This is a genomic window from endosymbiont 'TC1' of Trimyema compressum, from assembly GCF_001584725.1.
Lineage (GTDB): Bacteria > Bacillota > TC1 > TC1 > TC1 > TC1.
The window spans coordinates 1,127,960-1,146,981 of the sequence record NZ_CP014606.1 but is presented as its reverse complement, the minus strand read 5'-3'; the positions used below and the strand labels follow the sequence as shown (position 1 = coordinate 1,146,981).

Below are 19,022 nucleotides of genomic sequence, written 5' to 3'. Positions count from 1 at the left end.
ATGAGATTAAATAAAAATTGAATAGTAAAATTTTCAGTTTAAGGGAAAACGGTGTGAACCCGTTTCAGCCTCCGCTGCTGTAAGCATTGATGAAGTCTAATAAAACCACTGTTCTATTTGGAATGGGAAGGTAGATGAAAGATGATATGTAAGCCAGAAGACATACTGAAGATTATGCAATAAAATAATATTTAGGAAGGAGGTATTGTTGCAGTGAAGTGTAATTTTTTAAGGGTATAAAGTATACAATTTACACAATGTCACTTAAGCAAAAACCTCTTTTCATTTGAAAAGAGGTTTTTTATTTAGCTAATTTAAGGAGGATAAAATGAAAAAACACTATCAGAAAGAATTTGTATATTTTTATCAATTACCCTAGCATTATTTTTATTTTTACCAGGGAGTAATGTGTCAGCAATGCATATTATGGAAGGCTATCTTTCACCTGTATGGTGTATTAGTTGGTTTGCCTTATGTATTCCATTTATTGTAGCAGGATTTTTCTATTAAGCGTTCTTTGCAAGAAAACAGGAAGAATATTACATTATTGGCAATATCAGGAGCATTTATGTTTGTTTTATCAGCATTAAAGCTTCCTTCAGTTACAGGTAGTTGCTCTCATCCAACAGGAGTAGGTGTAGGATCTGTCATATTTGGACCATCAGCTATGTCTATTTTAGGCACTATTGTCCTTTTATTTCAAGCCTTTTTATTAGTTCATGGTGGTTTGACAACTTTAGGTGCTAATGTTTTTTCCATGGCTATAGTAGGACCATTTGTTGCTTACGGTGTCTATAAGCTTGTGAGGAAGCTCGGTGGCGGGTTTATAGGTATAGGTGTATTCTTCGCTGCTTTTGCTGGTGATTTGGCTACTTATGTAGTAACGTCATTGCAATTGGCGCTAGCTTTTCCAGATCCAACAGCTGGTTTTTTATTTTCATTAGGAAAATTTATGGGGATTTTTGCTTTAACGCAAATACCTATTGCAGTTTGTGAAGGCCTTTTAACAGTAGTGATTTTTAATTTATTGGCAAAATATAGCAATAAAGAATTAAAAGCATTAGGCTTAGTGCAGGAGTAGAAAAATGAAATTATGGTTAAAAAATACTTTGCTAATTTTGACAACAATTTTAATATGTTTAGTGCCTTTATTAGTTTTAAATAATAGTGCTTTTGAAGGAGCTGATGGTTTAGCTGAAGAAGCTATAATTGAAGTCAATCCAGATTATGAAGTTTGGTTTGAGCCAATTATTGAACCTGCTAGTGGAGAAATAGAATCTCTATTATTTGCCTTACAGGCAGCAATTGGCGCTGGTGTAATTGGCTATATAATTGGCAATATGGTGGGTCGACATAAAAAAGAAAAGGATGTTGAGTGATTAAAATGTTAGGAATAGATAAATACGCCTATGAATCTAAAATGTTAAGAGTTAACCCTCAGTTGAAGGTTTGTATTTGTCTTGTATTCTTAGTATTAGCTATTGGGTTTTCTTCTTTCATAGTTAGCCTTCTAACCTTGGCGACTATGATTTACATAACCTTATTTAAAGGTGGGATGAAGGGGAAAATTTATTTCCCTCTTTTCCTCATTCCAATGACTTTTTTGCTGATTGGTACATTAACCATTATGTTTACTCAAATTCCTTTTGGTTCACCTTATTTAGTAGGTGGTGTTATTGGTGGTAATGTATATGGTTTCACAGTAGATTCTTTGTTATCTGGTTTAAATTTAATCTTAAAATCTTTAGCTGCTTTAAGTGCTATATATTTTTTAGCATTGACGACTCCGTTAAAAGATATCTTATTCGTATTAAAAAAATGGAGAATTTCTTCTATTGTTATTGAGTTAATGGAATTTTAATGGAATTAATATATCGTTTTATTTTTATTGTTTATAGTGAATCCCAAAAAATTTATGTGGCTCAAGCTTCAAGAATGGGCTATAACACTTTTAGAAATAGTATAAAATCTTTAGGTACTTTAGGGAGTATGTTATTTCTAAGAGGATTTAAGCGCTCAGATAGGATTTTAATGCTCTAGAGTCTAGAGGCTATACAGGTAATATGGTTTTATTAGTAGGTGAATATGAAAGTAGTGGTCAGTCTTATATTTATTATATTTTCTGGGTTATTATAATCATTAGCGTTGGCTTAGTAGAGAAGGAATATTATTATGGTGGTTTTAGAAGCGCATGACTTAAATTATACATATGGTGAAGAAAAAGCCTTAGATAATGTAAATATTAAAGTAAATGAAGGAGAGATTACTTGCTTATTAGGTAGTAATGGGGCTGGGAAATCAACTTTATTTCTTAATCTTAATGGTATTTTAAGACCTGACTCTGGAGAGGTTTTTCTAAATGGACTGCCTATGAACTACAGTAAAAAAGCCATTAAAGATTTGAGAAGAAACATAGGTATTGTTTTTCAGGATCCCGATGATCAACTTTTTTCAGCCAGTGTGAGGAAAGATATTTCTTTTGGAGCTATGAATTTAGGACTAGATGAAGAGGAAGTAAAAATGGCCCGATACCTTCATTGGAGAATCAATTTTACTACAGCTATGATACTGTTGGAAAAATTATAGATGAAAGCCTAAAGGTTGGGGTTTCATCATTTATGTTATTTGGAATTCCCCTAAAAAAAGACAGCATAGGAACAGAGGCATATAAAGAAGATGGCATAATTCAAAATACTTTAAGAACAATAAAAGGGTTTTATGGAGATTCAGTTAATTTAATTTCAGATGTTTGCTTGTGTGAATATACAGATCATGGTCATTGTGGTATTATCCAAAAATCAAAATGTTGATAATGATGCTACTTTAGAGGTGTTATCTAGAGTAGCTCTTTCTCATGCTCAAGCGGGAGCGGATATAGTTGCGCCATTCGGATATGATGGATGGTCGTATTAAAGTACTCCGAGCTGACTTAGATAAACATGGTTTTAAAGAGTTGCCAATTTTAGCTTATACTGCAAAATACAATTCAGGTTTTTATTGTCCTTTTAGAGAGGCTGCTAAGTCTATGCCTTCCTTTGGTAATAGAAAAACTTATCAAATGGATTACCACAACAGTCGGGAAGCTTTAAAGGAGGTTCAAATGGATATAGAGGAAGGTGCAGATATGGTTATGGTTAAGCCTGCTCTTTCCTATTTAGATGTTATACGAGAAGTAAAAAATAATACAAATGTTCCAGTGGCTGCTTATAGTGTAAGTGGAGAATATGCTTTAATAAAAGCTGGGGCTGCAGCAGGGTTAGTAGATGAATATAGCTTAATGCGTGAAACAGCAACGAATATTTTTCGTAGTGGTGCTGATATTTTAATTTCTTATTATAGTAAGGAGTTGACTGAAGCCGTGAGAAAAGGAGATATTGGATAATGCTTAACAATAGAAATAAAGCACTGTTTATAGAAAGCCAGAAAGTCATGCCAGGTGGCTTTAATAGTCCTGTCAGAGCTTTTACCAATATGGATAGAGAACCACTTTTATTGAAAAAGCCTAAGGGGCTTATATTTATGATGCTAATGGAGAAAAGTATCTAGATTATGTTTTAAGTTGGGGTCCCATGATTTTAGGTCATCGTAATAAAATTGTTTAGGAAGCTGTTAGTCTGCAACTAAAAAAAGGACTATCTTTTGGAGCTCCTACAGCTCTTGAAGTTGAAATGTCTGAATTAATTAATTATTGAAATGGTGCCCAATATAGAAATGGTTCGCATGGTAAATAGTGGTACTGAAGCGGTTATGTCAAGTTTAAGACTAGCTAGAGGGTATACTGGTAAAAAGAAAATAATTAAATTTAAAGGCTGTGTTATCATGGCCATTGTGATAGTATGCTTGTAAAAGCAGGCTCAGGTCTTTTAACAGGAGGTATACCAAGTAGTTCTGGGGTACCAGAAGCTGTTACAAAGGATACATTTGAGGGGGGATTGCACCTACAATGATTTTGACAGTGCAAGAGCCCTATTTGAAGAGTATAGAAACGATATTGCAGCTATTATAGTGGAGCCTGTTGCCGCTAACATGGGAGTCGTATTGCCTAAAGTAGGTTCTTTAGAAAATCTTAGGTCTATTTGCAATAAGTAAGGTGCATTGCTTATTTTTGATGAAGTTATTACTGGCTTTCGTTTAGGAAAAGGAGGGGCTCAATCCTATTACAATGTAGTTGCAGATATAGTGGTTTTAGGAAAAATTATTGGTGGCGGGATGCCTGTTGGTGCCTACGGTGCTTCAAAGGAAAATTATGAAGGGGATTGCGCCATTGGGTTCCGTTTATCAAGCAGGGACTCTTTCGGGGAATCCTATTGCTATGACTGCAGGCTTAGCGCAACTGCATATTTTAAATGAAAATCCCCATATTTATGATAATTTAAATCTGTCAGGAACATTGTTAGGCAATGGGCTGAAAAGCCTAGGGGAAAGATATCAGATGAATATCTGTGTTAATCAGGTGGGTTCTTTAGTAGGTTTATTTTTATTGAAAGAACCACTTAATGAAGTAAGTGATTACAGTTATGTAGAAAAAGTGACAGTGTACTTTTTAAAAATTTATTTAAATTTTTATTAGATTATAAAATTAATATTGCGCCGTCGCCATTTGAAGCTATTTTTATTAATAATAGTCATAGCGAAAAAGATATTGAACATACAATAGGTGTTATTGAAATGTTTCTTGAAAAGATTAAGGAGGAAATTTAATTATGAAGGGCATTTTAATTATTGCTCATGGCAGTAGAGCCAAAGATACAGATAATACTTTACTGACTATAGCGGAAGGTGTAAAAAAATTTGCCAGAGGCTATGATTGAAACTGCATTTATGGAGTTTTCAGATTCGAATTTAGAAGCTGGATTAGATGCTTTAGTTACTAAAGGGGCTACAGAAATAGCTGTTGTTCCCTATTTCTTATTTAAGGGGATTCACATTAGAGAAGATATTCCCCAAGCTATTGGGGAATATCTAAAAAACCATGAAGGTGTGCAGGTTTTTATGAGTAATACACTTGGTGAAGATTCACGATTAGCAGATATTTTAACAGATAGAGTCAAGGAAGTAATGTAGGTTATGAAATGAAAAAACTATATTTAATTGGCTGTGGCATGGGGAATCCAGATTATTTGACAGTTAAAGCAAAACATTTAATTAAAGAATGTAATTGTCTTTATGGAACTCCCCGTTTAAAAGAAAATTTAAGTGAGTTAAATAACAATATCCAAATAGTTTCAGTAGGTGATTTAGTAGATTTAATAAAAGCGACCCCTGAAGAAAATATTGGGGTTTTACTTTCAGGCGATACAGGTTTTTTAGTTTAGCTAAAAGACTTGAAAAAGAATTTTCTAAAGTAATGATTGTAGAGAAGGTTGTGGGTATTAATTGCCTTCAGTATTTAATGAGTAAGACTAACTTAAGTTATGAAACAATTAAAATAGTGAGCTTACATGGAAGAGATAAGAGTATTTTAGGCGCTGTAAGTTATTCACCATGTACTTTTATTCTAAAAAGGGGACAGCACAAAGGACATACTATTTGTCAATCATTAGTTGAAGCTGGATTGGGACAGGTTATGGTTACAATTGGTGAGAATTTATCTTTAGAAGATGAAAGAATTATTGCAGGAACAGCAGAAGATTTGTCAAAATTTATTTTTTCAGATTTAACGGTTCTTTTAATTGAAAATCCCCAATATGTTAATAAGGATATTAATTTTAATGATGAAGATTTTAAAAGAGATTCTGTGGCTATAACTAAAGAAAATATTCGTCTAATTACGTTAGGAAAATTACAAATTAAGCCAAAGGATATTATTTGGGATATTGGTACAGGTACTGGGTCAATGGCTATTGAAATGGCAAAAAGCTTATGATGGTATGGTTTACGGTGTAGAAAAATAAGCTGGCCTATGATTTAAGTTTTGAGAACAAAAAGAATTTAGGGATTTATAATTTAGAAGTTTTTGAAGGGGAGGCTACGGAAGTAACTAAGGGTTTTCCTGTTCCTGATAAAGTTTTTATTGGGGGAAGCGGTAATACTTTAAATAATATTGTAAAAATTGCTATTGAGAAAAATCCTCGAGTAAGTATTTGCATTAATGCTATAACATTAGAAACTTTAAATGAAGGTGCCACTACTCTGGAGACATTGGGCTTGGAAGTGGAAGTTGTTCAAGTTTTGGTCAACAAGGGAAACAAAAAAGGGCGTTATCATTTAATGATGAGCGAGAATCCAGTTTATATAATAACAGGAAAGAAGGTCTGAAAATGGATAAAATTGAAATTGTTAAGCCTATGGCCATAGAAGAAGAGAGCTTTAGAATTATTGATAAAGAATTAGAAGATGCAGGGATTATTTTAGAGAAGGACAAAGCTCCCATTATTGTTGTGGGCAATGCGCCTGCTGCCCTTTTGTCTCTTTATGAACTTATTAGGGCAAAAAAATTAACCCTGCTTTAATTGTGGGGGGCTTCTGTTGGCTTTGTCAATGTTGTGGAATCTAAAGAATTGATTATTGAAGCTGATGTACCTGTTATTGTTGCAAGAGGCAGAAAGGGAGGCGGAAACGTTGCTGCTGCCATTGTTAATGCCCTTTTATACACTGCCTATCCTCGTAATTAATTGAGAAAGAAAACTGAATAGTTTAAAATGCTAGCAAATGCCACCCATAGAAAATAGGGTCCCGTTAGCCACATGGCAACTCTTAAATTTTTCATAAAATAGAGTTGAAGAATTAAGAGTAAAATTCATAATACTGTAATATCAATTACAGATAATAGCATCATTTTTCCTGAAAAGAAAAATGTAGACCAGAAGAAGTTTAAAATAAATTGAACAATAAATAGTGTGAACATAATTTTCTTCTGCTTTTTACTGTATGTTTCAAGATTTTATAAAGAGCCAACACCCATGAGTATGTATAGGACAACCCATACAGGGCCAAAAAGCCATCCAGGAGGCGCTAAAAGCTAGGAAGATTGGGGGGTGTTGGTTGTTCCCTTCCTCATAATATGCTCTAGCATTGACAGCGAAAATTCCAGATAGCATTCCTAAAATGAGTATTCCTAATGTGGAAAACCAAAATGTTTTATCTTTAAGCATTTTTATAGTCTCACATCCTTTCTAGTATATATAATATCATATATAGGGATGGGAGAACAATATATTAATCATGCAAACTTTTTTCCAGTTAACTATTAAAATAAGTATTCACTTATTTCAATAATAAAGCTTTTTATTCAAAAAAGTTATCAAATTATGGTTGACAAGTGCCTCTATTTTTTATACAATTACTATTGCACGATAGGGGAGGGGCGATTAGCTCAGCCGGGAGAGCGCTTGCCTTACAAGCAAGATGTCGGCGGTTCGATCCCGTCATCGCCCACCATATGTGTATATTTATATAAGTCTGCGGAAGTGGCTCAGTGGTAGAGCATCTCCTTGCCAAGGAGAGGGTCGCGGGTTCGAATCCCGTCTTTCGCTCCATTATTCCTGCCTGAGTGGTGGAATAGGTAGACACACAGGACTTAAAATCCTGCGGAGGTCAAAACTCCGTGCCGGTTCGATTCCGGCCTTAGGCACCATTTAAATAAGGTTTCTAGCGATTTGCTGGGAATCTTTTTATTTGTCTGACGGTAAAACTGACGGTAATTAAATTGATTTGATAAAGTTGATATTGGCGACTTTGCTCTCAAGGGTATCCTCTTTTTGAATATATGTATCTGTAGTGAAAGTAGCACTTCCATGTCCTAATCTCAATTGAATTGCTTTTAAAGGCACCTCATTCGAAGTCGATAGCAAAGTGGCATGGGTGTGTCTTAGTGATTTAAGAGTAACTTTTATGTTTAATATTTTACACGTCCTTGCAAACCTGCGTGAAACTTCCTCTAAATCAAGAAAAGAACCTTTATCATTAGAAAATATGTAGACGCTGTTTGAGGTCTTGCTAAATGCACTCAGCTTATGCAAAAGTTCAATAGGTAGTTTATATCTCTTTTACTATTGAAACTCTTTGTGCATTCAATTTTTGTACCAGATTTAGGCCTTTTAATTGCCTGATGTATTTTGAGAGTCGACTTCTTTAAGTCGATTGATTTTTTCATCAAAGCACAAACTTCCTGGGGTCTTATTCTAGAAGCTAGCATTGTTCTATAAATCAATTTGTATTTTAATTCTTTTTCACAATCAATTATCTTCTTGAAATCTTCTAAAGAAATTATTTCTACAGATGTTGTAGCTTTTTTGGCTTTTTAATCGATTGAATAGGAAAATACTGTATAAAGCCCATGAATAATGGTATAATGCAAGTAATAAAAGGGGCAAAGTTGATACACGAGTGGCTCGCATCCACGTGTCAGTATGTCTGCAATAAGAGAAGCCGGGTACGCCACACCGGTAGTCCATTTTTTATAAAGCCTATTATAATCAGCAGCGCAGAAAAGACTGCGTAAACCTCCAAAGTTGATTAAAATATAAAAAGATAATGGAGGTTTTGTTATGGGAAAAGCAAGGGAAAAGATAATAGTAAATTTAGGGAAATAATAGGAGAAGAAAAAATGGCATATAAACTAAATCAATTACAATTCGCACAAATAATACTACGATTGGAATAAAACAAATAGACGAAATCTGGAGAGATATTTCAAGCGGAAAATTACCCATACTATTCGACGGTGCACAGCAATTTTTGCAAGGCATATCTCCTGTTTCAAAATATAGTAATTATGAAAGCAATGAAAAAGGCTCTTATGACTTTAGTATTATGGCTGTAAAATCAGATTTTTTTCATGGGTTAGAACAGGCGGTAAGTACAGGGGAGTATAAGAAATATGATGTCTCTGATAATGACATGGTTGCAGCTGCTAAAAAAGCATGGAGCATAGTTTGGAATGAACAGAAAGAAGGTACTATTAAAAGAGCGTTTTCAGTGGATTATGAAAGTACTGTACCTGCTGAATATACTAAAGATGGATTAGCACGTTGCTATTTATATATAGCTATAAAATGAGTTTTTGAGGTTAATTCAAGTATAGAAGTTTCAGATGCCTTTTAAATTCTTCTTGGTGGCATATGGTTTACAGAATCTTGTGGATGGAATACAGAAGCAGATGGCAGTGTGGATTACAGTGGGATTTTAATAAAACAACAATGCTAGGTTATGATACAACCTTATATGCCCAATGGCAACAAAATAAGCATACAGTAAGCTTTAATGGAACATCAGGACAAGGAATAATGAACCTTATTACCCTTATTGAAAGAGAAAGTCAAAATTTACCAAAAAATGAATTTTTAAGTGATGAAAATACTTTTATAGGTTGGTCAACACAAGAAGATGGAAATATAGAGTATACTGATGAAGCACTATTTACAATGGGAACAAGTGATGTTACTTTGTATGCGGTATGGGAAAAAATTGACATAACATATACATTAGCTTGGAAGAATGTCAATAGAGTAGATAGAAAAAGTGAAATTAAGTTTTAATAGAAGTGAAAAAATAGTCTTCTTTGGAATTAGGAGAAAGAATGTTATTAGCAGAGTGGGGACGTATAGGGGGTTGTAGAAGCCCTCAATGTGTTCAAAGCAGGAAAGCTTAATTTGAGCAAAGGAAGAAAAAGACCTACGAAGAATTTCTTCTTTTTTCATATATTTAAAAAGGACTCAACGACAGCATTGTCCCAAGGATGAGAAAGCTTAGAAAAAGATTGAATGATACCAAAAGAATCAAGGAGCTTTCTAAAGATAAAAGAAGTATATTAGGAACCTCTGTCAGAATGAAAAATAAGAGAAGTAGAAGGTTTTTGAGAATAAAAGGCTTTGATAAAAGTATCCTTAACAAGAGAAGTATCAATTTTAAGAGAGAGCTTCCAAGCAATAATTTTACGAGAAAATAAATCCATAATAACACAGAGATAAGCAAAAGAGGCATTTAAATTAATATAGGTAATGTCACTAGCCCAGACTTGATTGGGCTGAGGAACATTAAAATTTTGATTTAGGTAGTTAGGGCAATCAAAATTGGGAATAGACCTCGGATGAATAAACCGAAGTTTGATAGTAGGCATTTTAGGAAGATTCATGTCAGTCATCAGGCGGCTCGCTCTACCAATACTGATGTTGATGCCATAGTCATAGGAAAGAAGAGCCTTAATCTTAGATGGGCCAATACGTCTCTTAGTAAGATGACAAATCTCCGAGAATAAGCTGACGGAGTTTTTAATTCTCAATAGTTCTAGGAGAAAGTTTTTCCGAAAAGTATTTGTAATAGGAGCTGCGGTTCACTTTAAGGACATGACAAAGAAAAGAGATAGCGTGCTGAAAACGAAGGGTATGAACAGCCATTAATCTTTGTCTGAGTGAGGCGTGAATATGGCAATTGCTTTTTTTAAAATGATATTTTCCTCCTAGAGTCGAGCATTACGCTTTTGAAGATCCTTAATCTGCTTAGCGGTTAGAATAGTATCATCATCAATTCTAACCTGAGAATAAAGTTTAATCCACTTGTGTAAAGCAGACATGGAGACACCATATTCTTTAGAAAGTTGGGATTGAGTTTTACCGTTTTGGTGTAAATTAACAATACTTTTTTTAAATTCTTCATCGTATTTCTTGTAATTATTCATAATTTTATCCTTTCTTATGTGTCTACTTATTTAAAACATGTTTCACTTTTTCCTGTCTACTTTTTTAGTATATGTCCAAGATTGAGAGAAATCCGAGATAGTATAAGGAATCAAAATGATTAAAAATATTACATATACAATTACAAAAAGTAGACGTCGACGTAACCTCGGTGTACAGGTTTCAAATGATGGCAGTGTTTTGGTTTCAGCTCCTTCTTTTTTAAACCAAAAAGAAATTAATGCCTATTTGCTGGAACAAGAGGATTGGATTGAAAGCCAATTAACTATTATTGAAAAGCGGAAAAAAGAAGAAGCAGAATTTATAAAGGAAAATGCTTTTTATTATCTTGGAGATGGCTATGAAAAAGCATATATCAAAGCGTTAAAAAAGAGGGTATTGAAGTTGGAGCTACAAGAGTGACTATTTATCTAAAAGATAGATCCAATGAAAAATTGGCTTTGGAAAAATTTTATAGAGCAAAGGGTGTTGAATGGATTGAGAAAATGAAAGAAAAATGGTATCCTCTATTTGAAAAAAGCCGATTTCTATTAAAATGAGAAGACAAAAATCTGTTTGGGGGACCTGTACACCTACAGGGTTAATTCATTTAAATATTCAGTTGATGAAAGGACCCATTGAAGTTTTTGAATATGTTTTTGTTCACGAAATGTGTCATTTAATTGAAGCCAATCATAGACTGGTTTTTTGGAAGGCTGTGGAAGGATTTATGCCTGATTATAAGCTGAAAAGAGAATGGTTAAAAACTAACGGACATCTCCTTTTTCTTTAAAGAAGAGAATGTTTATGGTAAAATAGAAGTAAGTTAGGTGGAGAGAATGAATGTTATTGCCATAGGGGCAGATATTGTCAAAGTTAGTAGAATGAAACCCTATTTAGAACGCCAATCTTTAAGAAATAAAACATTTACGGAAAAGGAACTGAGGTATGCTTTGAAACATCAGGATCCTCTTCCTTTTTTAGCTGCAAGATTTGCAGTTAAAGAAAGTGTTTTAAAGGTGCTGAAAAAGGGCTCTATAAAATTGCTTAATGAAATTGAAGTCTTAAAGGATGAAGATGAAAGTCCTTTTATTTTGCTTCGTGGTCTTTGTAAAGAAATAATGGAAGAAAAAAATATTAAGGAATGGCAGGTTTCTATTAGTCACGAAAGAGGCTACGCTATTGCCTTTGTAATAGGAGGTGCCTAATGGAAGCCATCAGTAACAAAGCCATGGGACAGTTAGATAATGAGATGATTGAATCCTATGGTATACCTTCAATGGTATTAATGGAAGAAGCAGCATTGAGAGTTGTTGAGGCTATTTGCGAGAGAATCAACCTTAAAAACCAAAAAGTTATCATTTTAGCTGGTTCAGGAAATAATGGGGGAGATGGTATTGCTATTGCCCGTTTATTACATACGTTAGGAATAGAGGTTTCCTGTTATGTATCTGGCAATGCTAAAATTGTAAGTGAAGAGTGTCAGCTACAAAAGGCCATAGCAATGAAAATGAATATTCCTTTTTACAGCTATAATCAGTTAGAAGGTTTTGGAGAAAAGCATTTCAATCAAGGGACTGTTTTTATTGATGGTTTGTTTGGGACTGGTTTTAAGGGCAGTTTAAGTGAAAGTGAAGCTGTTTTAATTGAACAAATTAATAATAGGGAAGGGTTTAAAGTTGCAGTTGATATCCCTTCAGGAATCAATGGAAATACTGGAAAAGGTGATTTATTTTTTGAAAGTGATTTGACAGTTACTTTTGCATATCCTAAATGGGCTCATATCTTAAGTGATAATTTAGGAGAGGTTTTAGTGGGTAAGATTTCTTTTGACCCAAATTTAAAACCACCGGAGACTCATGTTCTTTCTTATTTAAAGAAAAGAGAAGTTAAAAAATATTTTCTAAAGAGAAAATTAAACACTCATAAAGGTACCTATGGTCATATTGGTATTTTAGGAGGGGCTAAAACAATGGTTGGAGCCTCATTAATGGCAGGTAAAAGTGCTTTAAAAACTGGCGGTGGTTTAGTTACCCTTTGGGTGGAAGAAGAGGCGTTAACAAGTGCTCTTGGTAGAGAACCTGAGCTTATGTTATCTTCTTGGCAAAATTTTTTAAATAAAAAAACAGATGTTGTTGTTATTGGTCCTGGTTTAGGCGATTGTCTAGATTTTGATTTAAGAGCGCCTTTATTATTATATGATGGACCTGTTTTAATTGATGCAGATGGTCTTCATTTATTAAAACAAGGTATTATTAAAAGACAGTGGATAAGGGGACCTTTAGTGGTTACGCCTCATCCAAAAGAAATGGCATTTTTAATGGATTTCGATGTTGAATCAGTTAATGCCAGTCGAATAGCCGTTACTAAAGAATGTAGTAGAGTTTGGGATTGTGTAACAGTTTTAAAAGGCAACAAAACAATTATTACAGATGGTAATTCAGTGACTGTTAATTTAACTGGTAATCCTGGAATGGCAACGGCAGGTAGCGGTGATGTTTTATCAGGAATTATTGGCAGTTTAATTGCTCAAGGACTGGAAGCCTATGAAGGGGCACGGGTAGGGGCTTTTCTTCATGGACTAAGTGGTGATTATGGTGCTCAAGATTTAGGTGAGTTTTCTCTATCAGCCTTAGATATTATTGATTATTTACCTAATGCAATTAAGGCTATTTGTGAGATAAAAGATGATAATAAATTATTAGAGAAAATAAAGGAGTAAATGTAGAATGCGTGCTGTTTGGGCAGAAATAGATTTAAATAGTGTAGAACATAATGTGAGGGAAATAAAGAAAATATTAGCTCCTTCTGTAGGGATTATGGCTATTATTAAAGCCAATGGATATGGTCATGGCGCCAGCCCATTGAGTTTCGCTATAGAAAATGATGTGGATGGGTTTGGTGTAGCATTAATGGGGGAAGGTATTGCCTTAAGAGAAGGTGGTATTGGCAAACCCATTTTAGTTTTAGGCTATACAGATGAAATGGAGTATCCTTGGCTAATTGAAAACAATATTACCCAAACAATTTTTACTTTAGAACAAGCTATAGCCCTTAATAATATTGGTAAAAAAATGAATAAAAAAGGGAAGGTTCATTTGAAAATTGAAACAGGTATGAATCGTCTAGGTTTTTCTGATAATAAAGAGACTATTAAGGCTATTGAAGAAATGAAAAGTTTAGAATACTTAGAAGTGGAAGGAATTTTTTCCCATATGGCTAATGGTGGTTGCGAGGATTTAAGCTATAGCCAAAAACAGCTAGAACGTTTTAAGATTTTTGCTGAACAACTAGAAGCAATTTTAGAAAAACCCCTTACAAAGCATTTAGCTAATAGTGCTACTTTAATAGAAATGCCAGAAACTCATTTTCAAATGGTTAGAGCTGGGATTTTACTGTATGGCTCCTTTTCAACGAATCATTCCTATGCGAATAAGCTGAAATTAAAAAAACCTTTAACTTTAAAGGGCAAGATTGTTCAAATTAAAACTATGGAAAAAGGAGAGCCTATAAGTTATGAAGGCACTTTTGTAACAGAAAGAAAAACTAAAGTTGCTGTTTTACCTATTGGTTATGCTGATGGTATTTCAAGGCAACTATCGAACAAAGGCTGTTTTTTAGTTCATGGACAGAAAGCTAAAATTATTGGTAATGTTTGTATGGATCAATTAATGCTAGATGTTACAGATATTCCTAATGTAAAAGTAAAAGATGAGGTTATTCTTTATGGAGAGGATAATCCTGTTGAAACTTTTGCCGATATTTTAGGAACTATACCTTATGAAGTTTATTGTTCAATTAGTGAGAGAATTCCTAGAGTTTATATGAGAAAATAGAGGTTAAAATGATTAGTATTGAAGGTGAAATTTGGGTAAATCCCCAAAAAATTCTTGAAAATGGAGTTCTATTAATTGAAAATGGAAAAATTATTGCAGTGGGAGAAAGCTTGGTAATTCCAAGTCATTGCAGGCGTTATCTGTATGAAAATGGAGAGCAAATTTTACCAGGCTTTGTTGATCCCCATACTCATTTGGGTTTATATGAAGAGGTCTATAGTAGAGAGCTTTTAAATGAAGGGACTAACTTAGTGACTCCTTGGATTGAAGCCCATTATGGTATTCGATATTTTGATATGGGGTTTAAAGAAGCGCTTCATACCGGCGGTGTTACCACTGTAGGTGTTTTACCTGGTAGTTCAAATATTATTTCAGGGGTAGGCTGTGTTGTTAAGACAGGTGGCAAAAACCCTTTAATGAAAAAGCATGAGGGTTTAAAAATTAGTTTAGGTGATAATATATTAACTTGTCATTCTCAGAGGATTCAAACAAAAATGGCAATTGGAAGTATTTTAAATAATACTTTTAGCCAAGTTGCAAGTGGTGTCATGAAAGAAGGGGACGCCTTTATTGCGAAAGCTTTAAAAGGTGAATTAAAGGTACGGGTTCATTGCCATAGAGAAGAAGATATTAGAATTGCTTTAGATTTGAAAGAAGAATTTAACTTAGATATGGTCATTGAACATGGTACGGAAGGTCATTATTTAATTGATGAAATTAAGAATAGTAATGTTTCTTTTGTTGGAGGTCCCTTTTTTATCGGGCGTCCAAAAGTGGAAATGGCTAATTTAAATAGACAGTTACTGACAAAATTGAAAGACCATTCAGTTGAAGTATCTTTTATGACTGACTACCCATCCAATCCACCAGAAATGTTGAAAATTGCTTTATTGGAAGTTATTAAGCATGGTATTTCACCAATGGATGCTTTCGAGATGATTACATGCTCTGCTGCACAAATTTTAGGTGTTGAGGAACAAGTTGGCTCATTAGATGTTGGTAAAGATGGGGATGTGGTTATACATAGTCAGTCACCATTTGAGTACAATAGCTTTGTTAAAGATGTATTTATTAAAGGAGAAAAAATAGAGTGGACAGAAAACTACTATTAAGCCATTCTTCTGAGGAAACTATTTTATTAGGAGAACAAATAGGTAGACAATTAAAAAAAGGTACTGTTCTTGAATTAATAGGAGATTTAGGAGCTGGTAAAACCAATTTATCAAAAGGACTGGCTCTTGGCTTAGGTTCCAAGGATATGGTAACAAGTCCAACTTTTTCTCTGATGCAAATATATAGTGGTGATTCAATGCCAATTTATCATATTGATGGTTATCGTTTAGAAAATGAGGAAGCAGCCTATATGAGTGGTTTAGAAGATGCTTTTATGGGAGACGGCATTGCTATAGTGGAATGGGGCGATGTTGTACGTACACTATATGATGGTAATATTATTGAAGTTGAGATTAAAAAACTTAATGAAACAGAAAGAGAAATAGAAATAAGAGGGGATATTGATGGTTTTTCTTGGGATTGAAAGTAGCACAGATGTTGCTAGTGTTGCTTTAGTGAATGAATATGGTGTTATTGGCGAAATAACCTATACTATAAAAAAAGGTCATTCTACACAATTAATGCCTATGGTAATTCAGCTGCTGGAAGTAAGTGGTTATTCGTTAAAAACTATTAATGGTATTGGGGTTTCAGTGGGACCAGGGTCCTTTACTGGTATGAGAATTGGCATAACTTTAGCAAATATGCTTGCATATGCCAATAACTTACCCATAGTTGGGATTTCTTCTTTAAAAGCAATTGCCTACAATGGAAAAGGATTAGCTGATTATGTTTGTCCTTTAATATACAGTAGAAAAGAAGAGGTTTATGGTGCTTTATTCAATAGTAAATTAGAACTGCTAATGCATGAGCAAGTTATTTCTATTGAAAGTTTTATTAATAATTTACCTAAAGAACCTATTTTGCTTTTAGGTGATGGTTTTACAAAGTATGCTTCATTTTTTCAGGAAAAAAAGGTGCCTTTAATTAATTGCAATTCTGAAATTGGAATTCCAAAAGGATCTTCTGTAGCTTTCCTAGCTCTGGAATCCTTTGAAAATGGTGAAGCGGATAATCCTTTTACTTTAAAACCCGAGTACTTTAGGCCCTCAGAAGCTGAGATTCAATGGGAGCAAAAACATGGATGTAATCATTAAGCCCTTAGAAGAAGAACATTTAAATAATATTCTGGTTGTTGAGAATAATGCTTTTTCAACGCCTTGGTCTAAAGAGGCATTTAGAGATGAATTGGCTAATGATTTAGCTCACTATTTGGTAGCAGAAATAGATTCAAAGGCTGTTGGGTATTTTGGTATCTGGTATATTCTCAATGAGGGACATATTACCAATGTTGCTGTCCACAGTGACTATAGAGGTCAAGGAATAGGCAAAAAACTTTTAGAGTATGGCTTGAGACAAACCACTGAAAATGGTATTGATGCTGTTACATTAGAAGTGAGAACCAGTAATGAAGCGGCCATTGGGCTTTATACACAGTTTGGTTTCAAAGCTGCTGGTAAACGAAAAGATTATTATACAAATCCAGTTGAAGATGGCTTTGTTTTTTGGTTAAAATTAAGGGAGGCAAAGGAAAGGGATGCTTAAGAGTTTTGCTCAATACTATAAACCCCATTTAGGTTTATTTTTTTTGGATATGGTTTGTGCATTGTTAATTGCAGTTACTGATTTGATTTTTCCTCAGGGAAGCCGTTACGTAATTGATACAATTATTTCTGACAGAAATATTAATTTATTGATTATATTTGCTGTGATATTTTTAGTGCTTTATGGATTACGTTTTCTCCTTGAGTATATTGTGACTTATTTTGGTCATGTATTAGGTGTTCGCATTGAGTATGATATGCGAAAAAAGTTATTTTCACATATGCAGCGTTTTTCATTTAGATTTTTTGATGAGACTAAAATTGGTCAAATCATGTCTCGAATTGTCAATGACTTAAATGAAATAACGGAATTGGCTCATCATGGACCAGAAGACGTATTTATATCTATAATAACTTTAGTAGGTTCATTTATTCTTTTATTATTTGTAAATGTACCATTAACATTGATTATTTTTGCAATAATTCCTATTATGATTTGGTTTACTATAAAAATTAATACAAAAATAAAAAAGAACTTTAGAAGTATTAGGAAAATCATTGGCAATGTTAATAGTCAGATTGAAGAAAGTTTACTTGGAATCCGAGTAGTTCAATCCTTTACAAATGAAGAATACGAAAAAGAAAAGTTTGATAAAGGCAATCAATTTTTTAGAGATTTAAGAACGGAAGGCTTTAGATTACTAGGTTTGTTATCTGGAAGCATAACATTTTTTGCAGGTATTTTAACATTGACAAGTACAGTTTTAGGCGGTCTTTTTGTTATTAATGGTGCTATTACTATAGGGGATTTAGTTGCTTATATTATGTATATGAGTATTATGATTCAGCCTATTAAAAGAATTACTTTTTTTGCTGAAATCTATCAAAAAGGAATGGCGGGATATCATCGTTATGTTGAAATGATGGAAATTGAACCTGAAATCGAAGATAAACCTGATGCTATTTTATGGGAAAATCCTCAAGGTAAAGTATCCTTTAAATATGTATCATTTAGATATTCTGATGAAGGAGATTATGTTTTAAATCATATTAATCTTGAGGTTAAAGCAGGTGAAACCATTGCCTTAGTGGGGCCTAGTGGCGTTGGTAAAACTACTTTATGTCAGTTAATCCCTCGTTTTTATGAAATTAACGAAGGAGCAATATTAGTAGATGATCTTTCCATTCAAGATATTAAGATGGATTCCTTAAGGCAGCATATTGGCGTAGTTGCTCAAGATGTATTTTTATTTTCTGGTACAATTAAAGAAAATATTAAATATGGGAATCTTGAAGCTGAGGATAGTGCAATTGTAAAAGCTGCTAAGCTTGCATATATCCATGACTTTATTCTTTCTTTAGATGACGGTTATGATACCTATATTGGTGAAAGAGGGATTAAATTATCTGGAGGCCAAAAACAAAGACTCGCTATTGCGAGAATGTTTTTGAAAAATCCAGCAATCCTTATTTTTGATGAGGCTACATCAGCTCTTGATAACAGAAGTGAAAAAGTTGTTCAAGCTTCAATGGAAATACTCAGTAAGGGGCGCACAACTTTTATTATTGCTCATCGATTAAGTACAATTAGAAAAGCCAATAGAATTGTAGTACTGACAGAAAAAGGTATTGAAGAAGTTGGTAATCACAATGAATTAATGAAAAAACAAGGTGCTTATTATGGGCTCTATCAAGCTGCTTTTGAAAGCTAAATAAATTAATATAAATTCCATAAGCATATTGAATATAAATTCAATAATGTTATAATTGAAGAAAAAATAAAGATGAAATTAAGTCACCTGACGAATTAAAAGAAATAGTTGTCAGTCCAGTTGCTGAGACGCCTATTTAAGTCAAAGCAACTTTAATGGAACCAAGGAGCATTGTAGAAACAATTGACTGGAAGAATGTCA

The 19,022-nt window shown here is 33.7% G+C and carries 22 protein-coding genes, 3 tRNA genes, 7 pseudogenes and 1 riboswitch; of the genes and pseudogenes, 29 read left to right on the top strand and 3 right to left on the bottom strand.

Annotated features, from left to right (window positions below; translation table 11 throughout):
* The first annotated feature begins 17 nt into the window (after positions 1-17).
* Positions 18-184, top strand: a riboswitch (cobalamin riboswitch).
* Between the two features lie 173 nt (positions 185-357).
* The 13 genes and pseudogenes from AZF37_RS07180 to AZF37_RS07130 form a co-directional block, all read left to right on the top strand.
* Positions 358-1,081: pseudogene (locus AZF37_RS07180) on the top strand (energy-coupling factor ABC transporter permease).
* 4 nt (positions 1,082-1,085) lie between these two features.
* Positions 1,086-1,379, top strand: a complete 294-nt coding sequence (locus AZF37_RS07175) for an energy-coupling factor ABC transporter substrate-binding protein (RefSeq protein WP_088370189.1) — start codon at positions 1,086-1,088, stop codon at positions 1,377-1,379.
* A gap of 5 nt (positions 1,380-1,384) precedes the next feature.
* Positions 1,385-1,861 (top strand): CbiQ family ECF transporter T component, encoded by a 477-nt coding sequence (locus AZF37_RS07170; RefSeq protein ID WP_245612092.1) that lies wholly within the window; start codon positions 1,385-1,387, stop codon positions 1,859-1,861.
* Positions 1,861-2,040 (top strand): CbiQ family ECF transporter T component, encoded by a 180-nt coding sequence (locus tag AZF37_RS13405; protein ID WP_088370187.1) that lies wholly within the window; start codon positions 1,861-1,863, stop codon positions 2,038-2,040. Before AZF37_RS07170 ends, AZF37_RS13405 begins: the two co-directional genes overlap by 1 nt.
* 23 nt (positions 2,041-2,063) lie before the next feature.
* Positions 2,064-2,195 carry a hypothetical protein gene (locus AZF37_RS12435; RefSeq protein ID WP_281178852.1) on the top strand — a complete coding sequence of 44 codons (132 nt, stop codon included), beginning with the start codon at positions 2,064-2,066 and terminating at the stop codon, positions 2,193-2,195.
* Positions 2,173-2,586 (top strand): energy-coupling factor ABC transporter ATP-binding protein, encoded by a 414-nt coding sequence (locus tag AZF37_RS07160; protein WP_088370186.1) that lies wholly within the window; start codon positions 2,173-2,175, stop codon positions 2,584-2,586. Before AZF37_RS12435 ends, AZF37_RS07160 begins: the two co-directional genes overlap by 23 nt.
* Positions 2,538-2,913, top strand: a pseudogene (locus AZF37_RS12430) (hypothetical protein). Before AZF37_RS07160 ends, AZF37_RS12430 begins: the two are co-directional and overlap by 49 nt.
* Positions 2,879-3,382, top strand: a complete 504-nt coding sequence (locus AZF37_RS12420; protein WP_281178849.1) for a hypothetical protein — start codon at positions 2,879-2,881, stop codon at positions 3,380-3,382. Before AZF37_RS12430 ends, AZF37_RS12420 begins: the two are co-directional and overlap by 35 nt.
* Positions 3,382-4,701, top strand: a pseudogene (gene hemL / locus AZF37_RS07150) (glutamate-1-semialdehyde 2,1-aminomutase). Before AZF37_RS12420 ends, hemL begins: the two are co-directional and overlap by 1 nt.
* 90 nt (positions 4,702-4,791) lie before the next feature.
* On the top strand, positions 4,792-5,064 hold the full coding sequence (locus AZF37_RS07145) for a sirohydrochlorin chelatase (protein WP_342668638.1): 273 nt from the start codon (positions 4,792-4,794) through the stop codon (positions 5,062-5,064).
* Positions 5,065-5,072: 8 nt separating this feature from the next.
* On the top strand, positions 5,073-5,315 hold the full coding sequence (locus tag AZF37_RS07140; protein ID WP_088370185.1) for an SAM-dependent methyltransferase: 243 nt from the start codon (positions 5,073-5,075) through the stop codon (positions 5,313-5,315).
* 32 nt (positions 5,316-5,347) lie between these two features.
* Complete coding sequence (locus AZF37_RS07135) at positions 5,348-5,866, top strand: bifunctional cobalt-precorrin-7 (C(5))-methyltransferase CbiE/decarboxylating cobalt-precorrin-6B (C(15))-methyltransferase CbiT (RefSeq protein ID WP_162473975.1); 519 nt, start codon at positions 5,348-5,350, stop codon at positions 5,864-5,866.
* Between the two features lie 505 nt (positions 5,867-6,371).
* Positions 6,372-6,614: pseudogene (locus tag AZF37_RS07130) on the top strand (precorrin-8X methylmutase); the annotation flags it as partial.
* Here AZF37_RS07130 and AZF37_RS11810 read toward each other — a convergent pair.
* Positions 6,611-6,904 (bottom strand): annotated as a pseudogene (locus AZF37_RS11810) (TspO/MBR family protein). The pseudogenes AZF37_RS07130 and AZF37_RS11810 sit on opposite strands and share 4 nt — an antisense overlap.
* Positions 6,905-7,304: 400 nt before the next feature.
* On the opposite strand from AZF37_RS11810, the gene AZF37_RS07120 reads away from it, so the two are divergent.
* The 3 genes from AZF37_RS07120 to AZF37_RS07110 all read left to right on the top strand — a co-directional run bounded on the left by AZF37_RS07120 (position 7,305) and on the right by AZF37_RS07110 (position 7,576).
* Positions 7,305-7,380: transfer RNA gene (locus AZF37_RS07120), tRNA-Val, on the top strand.
* Between the two features lie 23 nt (positions 7,381-7,403).
* Positions 7,404-7,478 (top strand) — tRNA-Gly (locus AZF37_RS07115).
* Positions 7,479-7,486: 8 nt separating this feature from the next.
* Positions 7,487-7,576 (top strand) — tRNA-Leu (locus tag AZF37_RS07110).
* A gap of 67 nt (positions 7,577-7,643) precedes the next feature.
* Here the strand turns inward: AZF37_RS07110 and AZF37_RS13400 are convergent.
* Positions 7,644-7,961, bottom strand: a complete 318-nt coding sequence (locus tag AZF37_RS13400; protein WP_162473974.1) for a tyrosine-type recombinase/integrase — start codon at positions 7,959-7,961, stop codon at positions 7,644-7,646.
* A gap of 587 nt (positions 7,962-8,548) precedes the next feature.
* Between AZF37_RS13400 and AZF37_RS07100 the strand changes: the two are divergent.
* Both AZF37_RS07100 and AZF37_RS07095 read left to right on the top strand, forming a co-directional pair.
* A pseudogene (locus AZF37_RS07100) lies at positions 8,549-9,000 on the top strand (AraC family transcriptional regulator).
* Positions 9,001-9,062: 62 nt separating this feature from the next.
* Positions 9,063-9,479, top strand: coding sequence for an InlB B-repeat-containing protein (locus AZF37_RS07095; protein WP_088370181.1), 417 nt, complete (start codon positions 9,063-9,065; stop codon positions 9,477-9,479).
* Here AZF37_RS07095 and AZF37_RS07090 read toward each other — a convergent pair.
* Positions 9,469-10,618: pseudogene (locus AZF37_RS07090) on the bottom strand (IS3 family transposase). The gene AZF37_RS07095 and the pseudogene AZF37_RS07090 sit on opposite strands and share 11 nt — an antisense overlap.
* 115 nt (positions 10,619-10,733) lie before the next feature.
* Between AZF37_RS07090 and AZF37_RS07085 the strand changes: the two are divergent.
* The 11 genes from AZF37_RS07085 to AZF37_RS07040 are packed head-to-tail and all read left to right on the top strand — an operon-like array spanning position 10,734 to position 18,821.
* Positions 10,734-11,039 (top strand): YgjP-like metallopeptidase domain-containing protein, encoded by a 306-nt coding sequence (locus tag AZF37_RS07085; RefSeq protein ID WP_088370180.1) that lies wholly within the window; start codon positions 10,734-10,736, stop codon positions 11,037-11,039.
* Positions 11,036-11,176, top strand: coding sequence for a hypothetical protein (locus AZF37_RS10610; protein ID WP_162473973.1), 141 nt, complete (start codon positions 11,036-11,038; stop codon positions 11,174-11,176). The genes AZF37_RS07085 and AZF37_RS10610 overlap by 4 nt, the downstream gene beginning before the upstream one ends.
* Positions 11,173-11,409: a M48 family metallopeptidase gene (locus AZF37_RS07080; protein ID WP_088370179.1), complete on the top strand. Its 237-nt coding sequence runs from the start codon at positions 11,173-11,175 to the stop codon at positions 11,407-11,409. The genes AZF37_RS10610 and AZF37_RS07080 overlap by 4 nt, the downstream gene beginning before the upstream one ends.
* A gap of 46 nt (positions 11,410-11,455) precedes the next feature.
* Entirely contained in the window at positions 11,456-11,824 is a 369-nt protein-coding gene (gene acpS / locus AZF37_RS07075) for a holo-ACP synthase (protein WP_088370178.1), read from the top strand.
* Positions 11,824-13,338, top strand: a complete 1,515-nt coding sequence (locus tag AZF37_RS07070) for an NAD(P)H-hydrate dehydratase (protein WP_088370177.1) — start codon at positions 11,824-11,826, stop codon at positions 13,336-13,338. Before acpS ends, AZF37_RS07070 begins: the two co-directional genes overlap by 1 nt.
* 7 nt (positions 13,339-13,345) lie before the next feature.
* Positions 13,346-14,452: an alanine racemase gene (gene alr / locus AZF37_RS07065; protein ID WP_088370176.1), complete on the top strand. Its 1,107-nt coding sequence runs from the start codon at positions 13,346-13,348 to the stop codon at positions 14,450-14,452.
* An 8-nt stretch (positions 14,453-14,460) separates the two neighbouring features.
* Entirely contained in the window at positions 14,461-15,564 is a 1,104-nt protein-coding gene (locus AZF37_RS07060; protein WP_088370175.1) for an amidohydrolase family protein, read from the top strand.
* Entirely contained in the window at positions 15,543-15,989 is a 447-nt protein-coding gene (gene tsaE / locus AZF37_RS07055) for a tRNA (adenosine(37)-N6)-threonylcarbamoyltransferase complex ATPase subunit type 1 TsaE (RefSeq protein WP_088370174.1), read from the top strand. Before AZF37_RS07060 ends, tsaE begins: the two co-directional genes overlap by 22 nt.
* Positions 15,970-16,662, top strand: coding sequence for a tRNA (adenosine(37)-N6)-threonylcarbamoyltransferase complex dimerization subunit type 1 TsaB (gene tsaB / locus AZF37_RS07050; RefSeq protein ID WP_088370173.1), 693 nt, complete (start codon positions 15,970-15,972; stop codon positions 16,660-16,662). The genes tsaE and tsaB overlap by 20 nt, the downstream gene beginning before the upstream one ends.
* Positions 16,646-17,110, top strand: coding sequence for a ribosomal protein S18-alanine N-acetyltransferase (gene rimI / locus AZF37_RS07045; RefSeq protein WP_088370172.1), 465 nt, complete (start codon positions 16,646-16,648; stop codon positions 17,108-17,110). Before tsaB ends, rimI begins: the two co-directional genes overlap by 17 nt.
* Positions 17,103-18,821, top strand: coding sequence for an ABC transporter ATP-binding protein (locus tag AZF37_RS07040; protein ID WP_088370171.1), 1,719 nt, complete (start codon positions 17,103-17,105; stop codon positions 18,819-18,821). The genes rimI and AZF37_RS07040 overlap by 8 nt, the downstream gene beginning before the upstream one ends.
* Positions 18,822-19,022 lie beyond the last annotated feature (201 nt).

Coding starts and splice junctions, on each gene's coding strand:
- acpS (WP_088370178.1), top strand. CDS start 11,456: ATGAATGTTATTGCCATAGGGGCAGATATTGTCAAAGTTAGTAGAATG.
- AZF37_RS07170 (WP_245612092.1), top strand. CDS start 1,385: ATGTTAGGAATAGATAAATACGCCTATGAATCTAAAATGTTAAGAGTT.
- AZF37_RS12435 (WP_281178852.1), top strand. CDS start 2,064: ATGGTTTTATTAGTAGGTGAATATGAAAGTAGTGGTCAGTCTTATATT.
- AZF37_RS07085 (WP_088370180.1), top strand. CDS start 10,734: ATGATTAAAAATATTACATATACAATTACAAAAAGTAGACGTCGACGT.
- rimI (WP_088370172.1), top strand. CDS start 16,646: ATGGATGTAATCATTAAGCCCTTAGAAGAAGAACATTTAAATAATATT.
- AZF37_RS07070 (WP_088370177.1), top strand. CDS start 11,824: ATGGAAGCCATCAGTAACAAAGCCATGGGACAGTTAGATAATGAGATG.
- AZF37_RS07160 (WP_088370186.1), top strand. CDS start 2,173: ATGGTGGTTTTAGAAGCGCATGACTTAAATTATACATATGGTGAAGAA.
- AZF37_RS07135 (WP_162473975.1), top strand. CDS start 5,348: ATGATTGTAGAGAAGGTTGTGGGTATTAATTGCCTTCAGTATTTAATG.
- tsaB (WP_088370173.1), top strand. CDS start 15,970: ATGGTTTTTCTTGGGATTGAAAGTAGCACAGATGTTGCTAGTGTTGCT.
- AZF37_RS07060 (WP_088370175.1), top strand. CDS start 14,461: ATGATTAGTATTGAAGGTGAAATTTGGGTAAATCCCCAAAAAATTCTT.
- AZF37_RS07095 (WP_088370181.1), top strand. CDS start 9,063: ATGGTTTACAGAATCTTGTGGATGGAATACAGAAGCAGATGGCAGTGT.
- AZF37_RS07080 (WP_088370179.1), top strand. CDS start 11,173: ATGAGAAGACAAAAATCTGTTTGGGGGACCTGTACACCTACAGGGTTA.
- AZF37_RS13405 (WP_088370187.1), top strand. CDS start 1,861: ATGGAATTAATATATCGTTTTATTTTTATTGTTTATAGTGAATCCCAA.
- AZF37_RS07040 (WP_088370171.1), top strand. CDS start 17,103: ATGCTTAAGAGTTTTGCTCAATACTATAAACCCCATTTAGGTTTATTT.
- AZF37_RS07175 (WP_088370189.1), top strand. CDS start 1,086: ATGAAATTATGGTTAAAAAATACTTTGCTAATTTTGACAACAATTTTA.
- alr (WP_088370176.1), top strand. CDS start 13,346: ATGCGTGCTGTTTGGGCAGAAATAGATTTAAATAGTGTAGAACATAAT.
- AZF37_RS07140 (WP_088370185.1), top strand. CDS start 5,073: ATGAAAAAACTATATTTAATTGGCTGTGGCATGGGGAATCCAGATTAT.